This window comes from Pantoea sp. SO10, assembly GCF_005281435.1.
Taxonomy (GTDB): Bacteria; Pseudomonadota; Gammaproteobacteria; order Enterobacterales; family Enterobacteriaceae; genus Pantoea; species Pantoea leporis.
In genome coordinates this window covers 3,369,030-3,382,500 of the sequence record NZ_CP040095.1, presented here as the reverse complement: position 1 = coordinate 3,382,500, position 13,471 = coordinate 3,369,030, and the positions used below count along the sequence as shown (strand labels likewise).

9 protein-coding genes are annotated in these 13,471 nt (G+C 49.6%); 7 read left to right on the top strand and 2 right to left on the bottom strand.

Annotated features, from left to right (window positions below):
- The first annotated feature begins 24 nt into the window (after positions 1-24).
- The 7 genes from FCN45_RS15610 to FCN45_RS15580 all read left to right on the top strand — a co-directional run bounded on the left by FCN45_RS15610 (position 25) and on the right by FCN45_RS15580 (position 11,478).
- A complete protein-coding gene (locus FCN45_RS15610) occupies positions 25-1,476 on the top strand; it encodes a TolC family outer membrane protein (RefSeq protein ID WP_137386416.1) in 1,452 nt (483 codons plus the stop codon).
- Entirely contained in the window at positions 1,473-3,644 is a 2,172-nt protein-coding gene (locus tag FCN45_RS15605) for a type I secretion system permease/ATPase (protein ID WP_137386415.1), read from the top strand. The genes FCN45_RS15610 and FCN45_RS15605 overlap by 4 nt, the downstream gene beginning before the upstream one ends.
- On the top strand, positions 3,641-4,867 hold the full coding sequence (locus FCN45_RS15600) for an HlyD family type I secretion periplasmic adaptor subunit (RefSeq protein ID WP_137386414.1): 1,227 nt from the start codon (positions 3,641-3,643) through the stop codon (positions 4,865-4,867). Before FCN45_RS15605 ends, FCN45_RS15600 begins: the two co-directional genes overlap by 4 nt.
- A gap of 489 nt (positions 4,868-5,356) precedes the next feature.
- The gene (locus FCN45_RS15595; protein ID WP_137386413.1) at positions 5,357-6,505 is read left to right on the top strand and encodes a capsule biosynthesis protein; all 1,149 of its coding nucleotides are present in this window, start codon (positions 5,357-5,359) and stop codon (positions 6,503-6,505) included.
- A gap of 23 nt (positions 6,506-6,528) precedes the next feature.
- Positions 6,529-8,205, top strand: coding sequence for a polysaccharide biosynthesis/export family protein (locus FCN45_RS15590; protein ID WP_110868012.1), 1,677 nt, complete (start codon positions 6,529-6,531; stop codon positions 8,203-8,205).
- A gap of 12 nt (positions 8,206-8,217) precedes the next feature.
- Complete coding sequence (locus FCN45_RS15585) at positions 8,218-10,248, top strand: capsular polysaccharide biosynthesis protein (RefSeq protein ID WP_137386905.1); 2,031 nt, start codon at positions 8,218-8,220, stop codon at positions 10,246-10,248.
- A gap of 3 nt (positions 10,249-10,251) precedes the next feature.
- The gene (locus FCN45_RS15580) at positions 10,252-11,478 is read left to right on the top strand and encodes a capsule biosynthesis protein (protein WP_137386412.1); all 1,227 of its coding nucleotides are present in this window, start codon (positions 10,252-10,254) and stop codon (positions 11,476-11,478) included.
- A gap of 96 nt (positions 11,479-11,574) precedes the next feature.
- On the opposite strand, the gene FCN45_RS15575 is transcribed toward FCN45_RS15580, so the two are convergent.
- Entirely contained in the window at positions 11,575-12,216 is a 642-nt protein-coding gene (locus FCN45_RS15575; RefSeq protein WP_168197467.1) for an acyltransferase, read from the bottom strand.
- Positions 12,217-12,299: 83 nt separating this feature from the next.
- Positions 12,300-13,418, bottom strand: a complete 1,119-nt coding sequence (locus tag FCN45_RS15570; protein WP_246862532.1) for a Stealth CR1 domain-containing protein — start codon at positions 13,416-13,418, stop codon at positions 12,300-12,302.
- Positions 13,419-13,471 lie beyond the last annotated feature (53 nt).

Genomic DNA, 13,471 nt, shown 5'->3' with positions numbered 1-13,471 from the left:
TCTTTATTGACTGGTGGACTATCGATGGAACTGATGCACTCAGGCGCAACTTTTCGCCGTTCGTTTAAGCTCAGCGTTCTCTGTGCGGGCATGGCTTTACTTTACAGTTCTCCACTTTTAGCGGCCAGTGACGCGTTAACCCGGGCGGGGCACATCACCTCAGCAGGTTTAGCGCAACAGCAAGAACTGCCTTCATTAACCGGTGAAGTGGCGGAACCCGCTCTTGCCAACGTCCCCGACTTTCTCACCATCAACCAGGCGGTACAGCGCGCCGTTCAGTGGCATCCCGATATTGCTCAGGCGGTGGGAAAAATGCTGGAGCAGGCTAATCAGGTTGATGTGGCGAAAGCCAAATACTATCCACAAATCAGTGCCGGCATGAACAACGGCTACAGCAATGCCTACAGCGAAAAGGGCTTCAGCCCGTCGTTTGTGCTGTCGGTTTCACAGATGCTGTATGACTTCGGCAAGGTCAGCAGTTCGGTGCGTTCCGCCGAAGCGGGCGTGGCGCAGGAGCAGGCCAACGTGCTGGTGAGCATTGATACCGTGGCGCACGATACGGCCGCGGCGCTGGTGGAAGTGCAGGGTTATCAGCAACTGGTCAAAATTGCGCGTGAGCAGCTCACGGCGCTGAGTAAGATTGGCGATCTGGCGCGCCAGCGTAATGAAGAGGGCGCGGCGTCGCTTTCGGATGCCACCCAAACCGATGCGCGTATCGAAGGCGCGCGTACCACCCTAACGCAGTATCAAGCCAACCTCGACCGCTGGCGCGCCACGCTGGCAACCTATCTTGGCTGGCCGCTGGTGAAAAAGGTCAGCGACGATTTTCCCACCAAACTCACCCAGTCCTGTCAGGTGGCGAAAGCCGATGACAAGCTCAATCCGTCGGTGCTGGCGGCCTGGGCGCAGGCCAATCAGGCGCAGGCCAAACTCGATAATGCTAACGCGCAGAACATGCCAACTATCTCGCTGGAACCGCAGGTGACGCATTATCTCAATAATCACTACTCCGGCAGCGAATCGCTGGATCGCACCCAATATTCGGCGTTTGTGAAAGTGGAAATGCCGCTCTATCAGGGCGGCGGCATCACCGCCAGCCGGGACGCGGCCGCCAATGCATTGCAGGCCGCCAATGCGGCTGTCAACTCGGCGCGGCTTAAAGCGCGTCAGCAGCTAAGCGAGTCGCAGAACGCGTCGCAAAGCCTGGCGCTCAGCCTGGCGATCATGGGTCGGCAACAGACGCTGGGCGAGAAAACCCAGTCGCTCTATCAGGATCAGTATCTGCAACTCGGCACCCGTCCGCTGCTGGACGTGCTCAACGCCGAGCAGGAAGTGTTCCAGACCCGTTTCACATTGCAGCAAACCATCAGCCAGTTACGCTCACTGCAGCTCGATTGTCTCTACAGCACCGGGCATATGCGGTCGGCGTTTGCTTTGAATAATCAGCGGATCCAGTCCGTGGAGATCCAGCCATGACGCAATTACAGATTCCCGACGCGCCTGATAGCGCGTCCGGGGGAAACGTGCCCTTACACGGATGGGCCACCGCAATCATCCTGATCGCCAGCCATTATCGCTTGCCCTGTTCGCCGGGCATGATCATGGCCGCTGCCGAATGGCAGGGCAAACAGTCGCGCGATAAAGCGTTACGCCATCTGGCGCGCCAGGCCGGCTTATCGCTGCAATTATATGAAGAGAATAAGTGGGAGATCACCAGCTGGCGCTTGCCGCTGGCGATCGAGCTGGCCGACGGTCAGGTGGGCGTTATTACCCAGTTTGATGGCGACGATGACGTGCGGGTGCATTTTGCCGGTGATGAACAGCCAGCACCAATTGCGCTGGAGACGTTGCTGCCGGAAATCCGCTTTGCCGCCGCGCTGCGTCCGGTTACCGCCGCCAAAGATAGCCGCGTCGATCGTTATCTCGCCACGGTAAAACCGGATTGGCTGCGCCGTCTGGTGCTGCACGATCTGCGGCCGTACGGCTACGTGATGCTCGGATCCTTCCTGATCAACCTGCTGGCGCTGGTCGGCATTATCTTCTCAATGCAGGTGTACGATCGGGTGATTCCGGCGCAGTCCTATCCCACGCTGTATGTGCTGTATATCGGCGTGATCATCTCGGTGGTGTTCACTTATATTCTGCGCGTTGGGCGCGATCACGTGACCGATCTGCTGGGCAAGCGTGCCGATATGCGCGTCTCCGATCGGGTATTTGGTCACGCGCTGCGGCTGCGTAACAGCGCGGTGCCGCGCTCGACCGGCACCTTTATCTCGCAGTTGCGCGAGCTGGAGGCGATCCGCGAAATGGTCACGTCCACCACGGTCACCTCGATTGTCGATATGCCGTTCTTCCTGCTGTTCATGCTGGTGATGGCGATTATTGCGCCGCAGCTGGCGTGGATTGCGCCGGTGGCGGTGCTGCTGATGATCCTGCCGGGCGTGCTGAGCCAGAAGAAGCTGGCGAAGCTGGCGCAGCAGAACCTGAAAGAGTCGACGCTGCGAAATGCGGTGCTGGTGGAGAGCGTGCAAGGGCTGGAAGATATCAAGCTGATGCAGGCGGAAGATCGCTTCCTGCAACAGTGGAACAGCTACATTCGCATTACCGCGCAATCCGGCGTGGAGATGCGCAAAGTAATGCACTCGCTGATTACCTGGGGCGTAACGGTGCAGGGTTTGGTATACGCCAGCGTGATTGTGATCGGTGCGCCGATGGTAATCAACGGCGATATCACTACCGGTGCGATTGTGGCGGCGTCGCTGCTCTCCTCGCGCATGATTGCGCCGATGGCCACGCTGTGTGGCGTGCTGGCGCGCTGGCAGCAGGTGAAAGCGGCGAAAGGCAGCCTCGATGCGCTGATGAATTTGCCGGTGGAAAACAGCAAAGACGAAACGCGGATCCACACGCCGGTGCTGTTTGGTCACTATCAGTTCACCGACGCAATGTTCCGTTACTACACCGATTCGATGAACATCGCGCTGCGCATTAAAAGCCTGACCATCAAACCGGGCGAGCGTATTGCGGTGCTGGGACGCAACGGTTCGGGTAAATCGACCTTGCTGCAGGCGATGATTGGCGGCATCGATCTGGTCGGCGGTGAACTGCGGCTGGATAACCTCAGCCTGCCGCACATTGATGTGGCCGATGTGCGGCGTAACGTTGGCCTGCTAACGCAAAACGCGCGGCTGTTCCACGGCACGCTGCGCGAGAATCTCACCATGGGCGCGGCGCACGCCACCGATGATGCCATCTTTGGCGCGCTTACCGTCAGCGGCGGCGCGGATTTCATTCGTCGGCTGCCGCTCGGCCTCGACCATCCGGTCATGGAAGGCGGCGTTGGGCTTTCGGGCGGACAGCGTCAGTCGCTGCTGCTGGCGCGTATGCTGCTGCGCGATCCCAACATCATCCTGCTGGATGAACCGACGGCGGCGCTCGACGATCACACCGAGAAAGAGTTTATCGAACGTCTCGGTCAGTGGCTCAACGGGCGCACCTTGATCGTGGCGACGCACCGTGCGGCGATCCTCGCGCTAGTGGATCGTGTGCTGGTGCTGAAAGAGGGACAACTGGTGATGGACAGCCCGAAAGAGAACGCCTTGCCGGCACCGCGTGCTAACGGCAGCCTGCCGGAGGCGCAATCATGATCAAACAATTACCGGCAAGACTGCGCTTAGTGACGGCGGCAGGAGTGGATTCCTCGGACGATCTGCTCGGCGAGCTACGATCAGAAACCCATTACACCGGCGCGGTGCGGCTGATCGTCATCAGCACCGCGCTGATCCTCGTTACGGTGATCTGGGCCTGGTTTGGCGTGCTGGATGAAGTCTCAACCGGCACCGGCAAAGTGATCCCCAGCTCGCGCGATCAGGTGCTGCAATCGCTGGAAGGCGGCATCCTCACCGAGCTGTATGTGCACGAAGGCGATCAGGTGCAGGCCGGGCAAGTGGTGGCGCGCCTCGATGCCACGCGCTCGCAATCCAACGTCGGCGAAAGTGCGGCACGCTATCGTGCGGCATTGGCTGCCGCCGCGCGTCTCAATGCGGAAGTGAACGATCAGCCGCTGAGTTTCCCGGCAGAGTTGAATAAGTTCCCCGATCTGATGGCGTCAGAAACGCGGCTGTATAAAACCCGCCGCGCACAGCTCACGGATGCGACTGCGCAGTTTAAAGAGTCGCTGGCGCTGGCTAACCGCGAGCTGGCCATCACGCAGCGTCTGGCCAAAACCGGTGCCGCCAGTAGCGTGGAAGTGCTGCGTTTGCAGCGCGATAAATCAGATCTGGAGCTGAAACTCACCGATATGCGTTCGCAATATTATGTGCAGGCACGTGAGGAGCTGGCGAAAGCCAACGCCGAAGCCGACAGCATGGCGCAAGTGGTGAAAGGGCGTGAAGACACGGTGACGCGACTGACCATCCGTTCGCCGATGCGCGGCATCGTGAAAAACATCAAAGTCTCCACCGTGGGCGGCGTGGTCCCACCGAATGGCGAGCTGATGAACATTGTGCCGATGAACGATCGCCTGCTGATTGAAGCGCGTTTGTCACCGCGCGATATCGCCTTTATCCGTCCCGGCCAGCGGGCGGTGGTGAAGATCTCGGCGTATGACTACGCCATTTATGGCGGCCTGAACGGCGTGGTGGAGAGCATCTCGCCGGATACCATTCAGGATGAGGTGAAACCGGAAATTTACTATTACCGCGTGTTTATCCGCACCGATAACGACTACGTGCAGAATAAAGCCGGTAAGCGCTTCTCCATCAGTCCCGGCATGGTTTCTACCGTGGATATTAAAACCGGTGAGAAGACGGTGATGGATTATCTGATTAAGCCGTTTAACAAAGCGCAAGAGGCGATGCGCGAACGCTAATTGGAACGGTATAACGCTTTAGTTTAAAACCGCTGTTTTCCTCAGGAAACGGCGGTTTTTTATTTGGGTGATTGATGAGGGCACCATGAAGTTTTGGTAACTATTACACGAACCGTTAAATATCAAATCCCGCACTTATATAATTAATTACAGCAAGAAATGTCTTGAGCTGGCTTGTTATTAGAGAAAAGGGTTTCCCGAAGTGAACGATAACAAGCCGTTTCTCAAAGGCGCTAAGTGCGCTTAACGCTAAGCTGAGCGCTTTGATACGTTACGCACATGAAATTATGAACAAATCAATGTGGTTTTATTTTCGAGCGCGGAAAGACGGACGCGGTACTTTTATTTAATGCGCTGCAATTTGTCACCAAAAAACATCCCGAAATATTGGATTTTCCTCGAGGGCGGCAGGGTTATTAATGCGCAGAGCCGCAGGCCGAACCTCAATGATGTGCTACGGCACGCTTATGAATATTTGATGATTGCTCCATGTTAATAAAAGAGAATTCCACCTTATCAAAATTTGAAAAAAGATTAGGCGTTGTTTCTTTCGCCAATCTTAAACGGCACCTCGGAAAAGCGATCATTTTTCTCCCAATGACGTTGCTGATTATTTATCTGGCAATATTCAGTCAGCCGCGTTTTGTGAGCGAATCCAAAGTCGCGATTAAACGCTCAGATGATCTTGCCAGCAATAGCGTGAATTTTGGCTTGTTGTTAGGGGCGATTAATCCCAGTTCGGTGGAAGATGCACTCTACTTAAAGGAGTACATCAATTCGCCGGATATGCTGGCAGTGCTAGATAAACAACTTAATTTCCGTCAAGCCTTCAGCCAAAGCGGGCTGGATTTCTTGCACCATCTGTCTCCTGATGAAACTGCCGAAAAATTCCTGCGTTATTATCGTGAACGTATCAGCGTAACGTATGACGATAAAGCGGGATTGCTGGCTATTCGCACGCAAGGCTTTACGCCGGACTTTGCCCTTAACTTTAATAAAGCGGTGCTGAAAGAGTCCGAACGCTTTATTAATGAGTTGTCGCACCGTATTGCGCGTGATCAGCTGACCTTTGCGGAAAAGGAGATGGAAAAGTCCCGCTCACGCCTGAATAAAAGTAAATCCGAGCTACTGGCGTATCAGAACAGCAACAATGTGCTGGATCCTGAAGCGCAAGCGTTAGCAGCCAGTTCACTGGTTAACACGCTGATGGGGCAGAAGATCCAGATGGAAGCGGAGCTGCGTACTCTGCTGACCTATCTGCGTGATGACGCTGCGCAAGTTGTCAGCGTACGTAACGCCATTGCCTCGATGCAGGCGCAGATCGATAACGAGAAAGGCAAAATCACCGCGCCGCAGGGCGACAAACTTAACCGCATGGCGGTGGAGTTTGAAGAGATTAGATCGCGTGTCGCCTTTGATAATGAGCTTTATAAGCTTGCGCTGACCTCTATCGAAAAAACACGCGTGGAAGCCGCTCGCAAACTGAAAGTGCTTTCGGTGATCAGTTCACCGCAGCAGCCGCAAGAGTCCACTTTCCCCAATATTCCGTATTTGATCGCCTGCTGGTTGCTGGTGTGCTGCTTAATGTTTGGCACCCTGAAACTGATATTGGCGGTGATTGAAGATCATCGGGATTAATGCTGTCGCAGAATGAGTCTGTTATGAAAATTTTAAAATCATTTGTAATGATCGCAGCTTGCTTCACTGCGCAGGCCAATGCGGCCTTGAATATTAACGCTGATGCAAACTTAACCGGCGTTAAAACACAATCTCTACTCAACTCGGCACCGGCAAATATCAGCAGCAATAACAGCGGATTTGATGATACGCCTCTGCCAGCCGCACCTGTGGTACTTAGCCGTATGTTTGGTGCTCAGCTGTTCAATGGCAATAGCGGAGAGAACGGGGCAAGCGTAGGTTTCAATCCCGGCTATATCCTTAATCCAGGAGATAGCGTTCAGGTGCGTTTATGGGGCGCATTTACTTTTGACGGCGCGTTGCAGGTTGATCCCAAAGGCAACATTTTCCTGCCAAATGTGGGGCCGGTAAAAGTCGCTGGCATCAGTAACAGCCAGCTAAACGCGTTAATTACCAGCAAAGTGAAGCAGGTCTACCAAGCCAACGTCAGTGTGTATGCATCGCTATTACAGGCGCAGCCTGTGAAAGTCTACGTCACCGGTTTTGTCCACAGCCCGGGTTTATATGGCGGCGTGACGTCGGATTCCCTATTGAACTATTTGATTAAAGCGGGCGGCGTTGATCCTGAACGTGGTAGCTACGTCGATATTGCAGTGAAACGTGGCAATAAAGTGCGATCCAATATCAACCTGTATGATTTTTTGCTTAACGGTAAATTGGGATTATCACAATTTGCCGATGGCGACACCATTGTGGTCGGGCCGCGTCAGCATACGTTCAATGTGCAAGGCGATGTATTCAATAGCTATAACTTTGAATTTCGCAACAGCACTATTCCTGTCACCGAAGCTTTGAGCTGGGCGCGAGTCAAACCGGGTGCGACGCATATTACTATTGTGCGCCAGCAAGGTTTAGCAAAGCGCAGCGAATATTATCCAATTCGCGAGGCGAACGGCCGCTTCCTGCAAGATGGTGACAGACTGATTGTGAGCACCGATCGCTATGCCAGCACGATTCAGGTCCGCGTTGAAGGCGCACACTCAGGTGAACACGCGATGGTACTGCCTTACGGATCCAACATGCAGGCGGTGTTGAAGCAGATTCGACCTAATAGTATGTCGCAGATGAGTGCCATCAAGCTGTATCGTCCCTCCGTGGCCTCCCGCCAGAAAGAGATGATGAACCTGGCGTTGCAGAAGTTAGAGGAAGCCTCGCTTTCTGCGCAATCATCCACCAAGGAAGAGGCTGGCCTCCGCTTCCAGGAAGCGCAATTGGTCAGCCGATTTGTGGCGAAAGCGCGTCAGGTCGTGCCAAAAGGTGAAGTCATTCTGAACGAGAAAAACCTCGCGGCCACCCTGCTGGAAGATGGTGATGTGATTAGCATTCCTCAGAAAACCTCACTGGTGCTGGTACATGGTGAAGTGCTGTTCCCGAATGCAGTGAGCTGGGAGAAAGGCTTACGCGCGAAAGATTACATCGCCAAAAGCGGTGGCTTTACGCAGAAGTCCGGTAATGCGCGCGTCATCGTTATTCGCCAGAACGGCGCGGCCGAAGACGCGGAAGATGTCGGTGCGCTGAATCCAGGTGATGAGTTAATGGTGCTGCCGAAGTATGAATCGAAGAGCATCGAAGTGACGCGTGGCATTTCCACCATCCTGTATCAATTAGCCGTTGCGGCGAAAGTGGTTCTTACGCTGTAAGGGTGCATCGTGATGATTGGTATATTCTCTTCGGGCATCTGGCGAATTCCATTTTTGCGTAATTTCCTGGCCCAGCCGTGCCATAAATTATCGCTGCAACGGCCTGTCGCCGATGCCGTGACCACCATTGCAGTGTGGGGATATCGTCCCAACACACGTCAGCCGGTGGCGTGGGCGCGTAGTGTAGGAAAATCAGTGCTGCGACTGGAAGATGGCTATATCCGCTCGCTGGATCTTGGCGTTAATGGCGCGCCACCTTTTTCACTGGTGCTGGATAGATTGGGGATCTATTACGATGCTAACCGGCCCAGCGAGTTAGAGAAGATGATCCAGGAAAGAGAAGTTAATCAATGGCTTGCCGATGACGCCAAACGAGCAATGAGCATCATCGTTGAGCAAGATTTATCGAAATATAATCAGGCTCCGGCTTTTATTGCAGGAGCATGTGCAACCAGCAATGTGGTATTGGTTATTGACCAAACGCTAGGTGACATGTCCGTAACCTATGGCAATGCGGGGCCGAATAATTTTGTCCTGATGTTAGAGGCGGCGATACGGGAAAATCCTGGTGCCATGGTTTGGATAAAGGTCCATCCGGACGTACTACAAGGCAAGAAGTCGGGATATTACCACTCCTTTCAATCCACGCATCGTATACATCTCATGGCTGATGATGTGAGTCCACAATCTCTGTTGCGGCATGTCTCACGTGTCTATGTCATGACTTCGCAGTATGGATTTGAAGCATTGATGGCAGGTAAACCGGTGACGTGCTTTGGCCAACCCTGGTATGCCGGTTGGGGATTGACCGACGATCGCCATCCACAAGCTAAGCAGCTAAGTGAACGGCGTGGCAACGCTACGCTTGAGCAACTGTTTGCGGCGGCCTACTTGCGCTATAGCCGCTATATCCACCCGTTGACCGGCGAGCCCGCAACGCTGTTTGATGTTTTGCATTGGATCCAATTGCAACGCAACTATCAGTTACCACGTATCGGACATCTCTGGGCGCCGGGTCTATCGATGTGGAAATACACCATCCTTAAACCGTTTTTGCGTACCGCTACCAATACGTTGAGTTTTTCAAAAAGTAATAAGCTGGCTACCGCGTGTGTGGTATGGGGAATTGCTGGCGAGCAGCGTTGGTTGGAAAAAGCGCAAGCCCAACAATTACCTGTTTGGCGGATGGAAGATGGTTTTTTACGCTCTTCGGGCCTGGGTTCAGATCTTCTGCCGCCGTTGTCCTTGGTATTGGATAAACGTGGTATTTATTACGATGCCACGCGACCCAGTGATTTAGAGATGTTGCTCAATGAAAGTGAATTAACCGATGCTCAATGTTCGCGGGCGAGGAAGATTCATCATCGGCTCGTAAATAACAGAATCAGTAAATACAATCTTGGCGCTGATTTTACTTTGCCAGCCGATTCAAAAGGTAAACGCGTATTATTGGTGCCAGGCCAGGTAGAAAATGATGCATCTATTCAGACTGGCACCTTTACAATCTGTACTAATCGGGATTTGTTACGAACCGTACGGGAGCGTAATCCTGCGGCATACATTATTTACAAGCCACATCCAGATGTAGTAGTAGGCAACCGCAAAGGGCATATTACTGATAGAGAAATTAATCAATATGCTGATTATCAGGCGCTGGATGCAGACATTATTCAATGTATTCAGGTTTCCAATGAAGTACATACGATGACATCGCTTTCAGGATTCGAAGCTTTATTGCATGGCAAACGCGTGTACTGCTACGGCATGCCATTCTATGCTGGATGGGGATTAACATATGACGAGCATGATTGTTTCCGCCGAGTGAAACAATTAGGACTTTACGATTTGATCTATCAAGCATTAATTGCCTATCCGACTTACATTCATCCGTTACGACTGGATGCTATTTCAGTAGAAGAAGCCATTGAAATTCTCATCAATACGCCACGAGCAAATATGGTGATTGATAAAAATTGGCGAGACAGACTTATGCGGATGGGAAAAAAGTTATCAATGTTTATTAAGGTTAAATTAGCATTTTAAACCATGAGTGAAGCTATTAAAAAACTGCTAAAAGGAAAGCAGTTCCTATTGTTGCAAGGGCCAATGGGACCTTTCTTTAATGACATGGCTTATTGGCTGGAGTCATTAGGGCGTGAAGCCGTGAATGTCGTATTCAACGGCGGCGACCGCTTCTATTGCCGTAAACGTAAATACCTCGCGTTCATGCAAACAGAAAAGGAGTTTTCGGCTTGGCTCAACCAAGTTAAGCGGGATTATGACTTTGATACGATTTTGTGCTTTGGCGATTGCCGGACGCTGCATAAGGCAGCGAAGGGCTGGGCGCATACGCAAGGGGTAAGATTTTTCGTATTCGAAGAAGGATATCTGCGACCAAATTTTATTACGCTCGAGGAGGGCGGTGTCAATGGCAACTCTTCATTGTCGCGCGATGCTGAGTTCTATCGACAGCTACTGGCGCAGCCAGCAGCGAAAATAGAGGCATGTTATCCATCTAAAATCCGCAGGATGGCGCATGCCAGTTGGTATTACTTCATTAGCTGGTATTATCGACATACCTTTGACCAATATTGTCACCATAAACCATTTTCACCTTGGCGCGAAGCCACATATTGGTTTCGTGCTGGGTGGCGCAAGACATTATATCAGTTTAAGCAGAGATATATACTTAATAGATTAACGATTGAGCTAGATCAGCGCTATTACCTGGCGATTTTACAAGTTTATAATGACAGCCAAATAGAGCATCATAGCCCTTATAATGATGTGCGGGATTATATCCTTGAGGTAATGTGCTCTTTTGCGCAGCATGCACCAGCGGATACTTATCTGGTGATTAAACATCATCCAATGGATTGCGGGCATCGCAATTACGCAGCGCTGATCAACGAGCTCTGCAAGCGTTTAAATATTATAGATAGAGTAGTTTATATTCATGATCTCCCTTTGCGGGAATTAATTTCACATGCTCAAGGTGTGGTAACGATTAACAGTACCGCAGGGATTTTAGCGTTGATGCATGGTAAGCGGCTAAAAGTGATGGGCGAGGCATTGTACGACATTCGAGGAGTAACGTTTCAGTCGGGATTGGATTTTTTTTGGCGGGATCAGTTTATTACAGATGATTATTTATTCAAAAATTTTATGTCACATTTGACCTGCCAGACGCAAGTTAATATCCATTATTACCAATGGAACGTTTTTTCGAGTAAAGTTTGGTGTGAATTAGAAGACGTGCAAAACTTTAAATGAGCTCAATTTCAGCGTTGTTAATTAACGCCATGCTGACACTCAGGCGCAGCATGGTTCGTCAATTGCGGGTTCCCATTCAATATTAGTCCATGTTGTTTAGTAAGGTTCTGCTGGCAGGAAGTCCATAGGAATGAGTGTACGCTGCCACCTGACGTTTTCTCTGATTATTTTTGCAGGAATACCAACGGCTAAACTTCCTGGTGGAATGGTTTTTGTCACTAAAGCTTTTGAGCCAATTATACTATTCTTTCCAATCGTAATGCCTTTTTGAATTGTGACATTCTCACCCAGCCATACTGAATCCTCAATGACAATACATTTGGCAGGATTTATTCTTTCTCCAGTCATATCATCAATGATCGAATGCCAATCTGTCGTAGACATCGTTATGTCCGAGAAAAGGCAATCCTTGCCTATGGTGATTGATGCGCCTTCAGTAGCAACAATAAGTACATGACGATTCATTGCTGTTTGATCTCCGATTTCAATTTTAGATCCAGCACCAATAAAGTAACGTCCGCGAATGTAGGTTTTTTTACCAACTTTCCATTCACCGTTACCATTTTCCATATTAATAGATACATTATTTAATATGCATCCTTCGCTGAAAGTAATGCTGGAGTTCTTACCTGATTGGAAATTTAGATTGAAATCACCTAAAACTTTTTCGGGTTTACCTATAACAACATTCCCTGCTGCAATGAAGCTTGCAATCTGTTTCTCATAACTATCATTCATAACAACGTTGTTCCTATTCATTTTAAGTGTTTTCGATTGCAATCACTATAAAGAAAATTTGCCATTATTTTTATATCATGACTTTACGAGATAAAAAATGATGATAGAAATTCATTCAATCTTTCACTATAACTATCATGATTAAATTCATTAGAGCTAAAGTCATTCGCACAAAATGAATGTGGGAGATTATTGTCTTTTTTGCCATTAATAAGCGCTCGATAGAAACTTCCTGATGCAGGAGAACGGATGTTAAAATAAAAACAGATGTCCAGATTCGGCGCGGATTTACCCAGAATATATTGATGATAAGGAACAAGGAAGGTAGCAACATTTAAGTCATTCTTCGCTCTGAATTTGTTTTTGGAAAATGCAGCGATTTCATGTTGAAACATATACGCACTTTCTTCAAAAACAGATTTAATCAAAGGTACATACGTATGAGTCAGTGTATTGTCAAATCGAACAGCAAAGTTTGATTCGAAAATATTGTTACAATTCTGACATGCTGATAAAGTTGCTGTTGTTCTTTCTTTCCCTGGAGAATATGAAGTGCTTTTGTTACTAACAAATAAACTCGCTATCCCATTTGACTTGAAGAAATGCTCAGGGTTGTTTTTTTGAGCAACAAAGAAGTCATCGTTAAAGTAAATAAAGTGTTCTGATAATCCCTTAATTTTGTATAGGTAAGCTTCAATTACATGTGAGTTAAATGTAGGCAAATATTGTTGTGGAATGATTTCGGAATGGTCAACTAATACCACTCTATCTTTGAGGCTATCTGGAATTAATGGTGTTTGATTGTCAGTGACTATGAATATCCTGTTTACCCACGGTATGTTTTTTTCAATACTGAGTAGAGAGTAATAGAGTTCATTATGATTACTGAATCTCGATTCTTCAGTTGCATAAAGTGCATATGATATGTCTGGATTGCTGTGCAGCCTTTTTTTTTGCAACCATGCTGAATCATTTGCATCGACCCAGGTGTATACAACATCGATTTTGAAAGCAGGTTTGAAGGAAGTCATTGAGTTTTGTAAAGCACTGACAATAATACCTTCGGTTGTATTGATTATATTGTTATGATTTAAAATCAAAGGGTGTCGTTTTAATAGATAATCTCTAAAAAAGAGTATTGGTGCTCTTTTGAATTTCCTGACTTTTCTAAGGAGAATAGTTAGCATCTTATTGGTTTTCATTTTTCAAATTAATCCACCCTGTAATTTTTAAGAATGGATTAATTTGTTTCTTT

Bases quoted from the DNA above. Each gene is read 5' to 3' on its own strand.
- FCN45_RS15610 (WP_137386416.1), top strand. From the start codon at position 25: ATGGAACTGATGCACTCAGGCGCAACTTTTCGCCGTTCGTTTAAGCTC.
- FCN45_RS15575 (WP_168197467.1), bottom strand. From the start codon at position 12,216: ATGAATGATAGTTATGAGAAACAGATTGCAAGCTTCATTGCAGCAGGG.
- FCN45_RS15580 (WP_137386412.1), top strand. From the start codon at position 10,252: ATGAGTGAAGCTATTAAAAAACTGCTAAAAGGAAAGCAGTTCCTATTG.
- FCN45_RS15585 (WP_137386905.1), top strand. From the start codon at position 8,218: ATGATTGGTATATTCTCTTCGGGCATCTGGCGAATTCCATTTTTGCGT.
- FCN45_RS15570 (WP_246862532.1), bottom strand. From the start codon at position 13,418: ATGAAAACCAATAAGATGCTAACTATTCTCCTTAGAAAAGTCAGGAAA.
- FCN45_RS15595 (WP_137386413.1), top strand. From the start codon at position 5,357: ATGTTAATAAAAGAGAATTCCACCTTATCAAAATTTGAAAAAAGATTA.
- FCN45_RS15590 (WP_110868012.1), top strand. From the start codon at position 6,529: ATGAAAATTTTAAAATCATTTGTAATGATCGCAGCTTGCTTCACTGCG.
- FCN45_RS15600 (WP_137386414.1), top strand. From the start codon at position 3,641: ATGATCAAACAATTACCGGCAAGACTGCGCTTAGTGACGGCGGCAGGA.
- FCN45_RS15605 (WP_137386415.1), top strand. From the start codon at position 1,473: ATGACGCAATTACAGATTCCCGACGCGCCTGATAGCGCGTCCGGGGGA.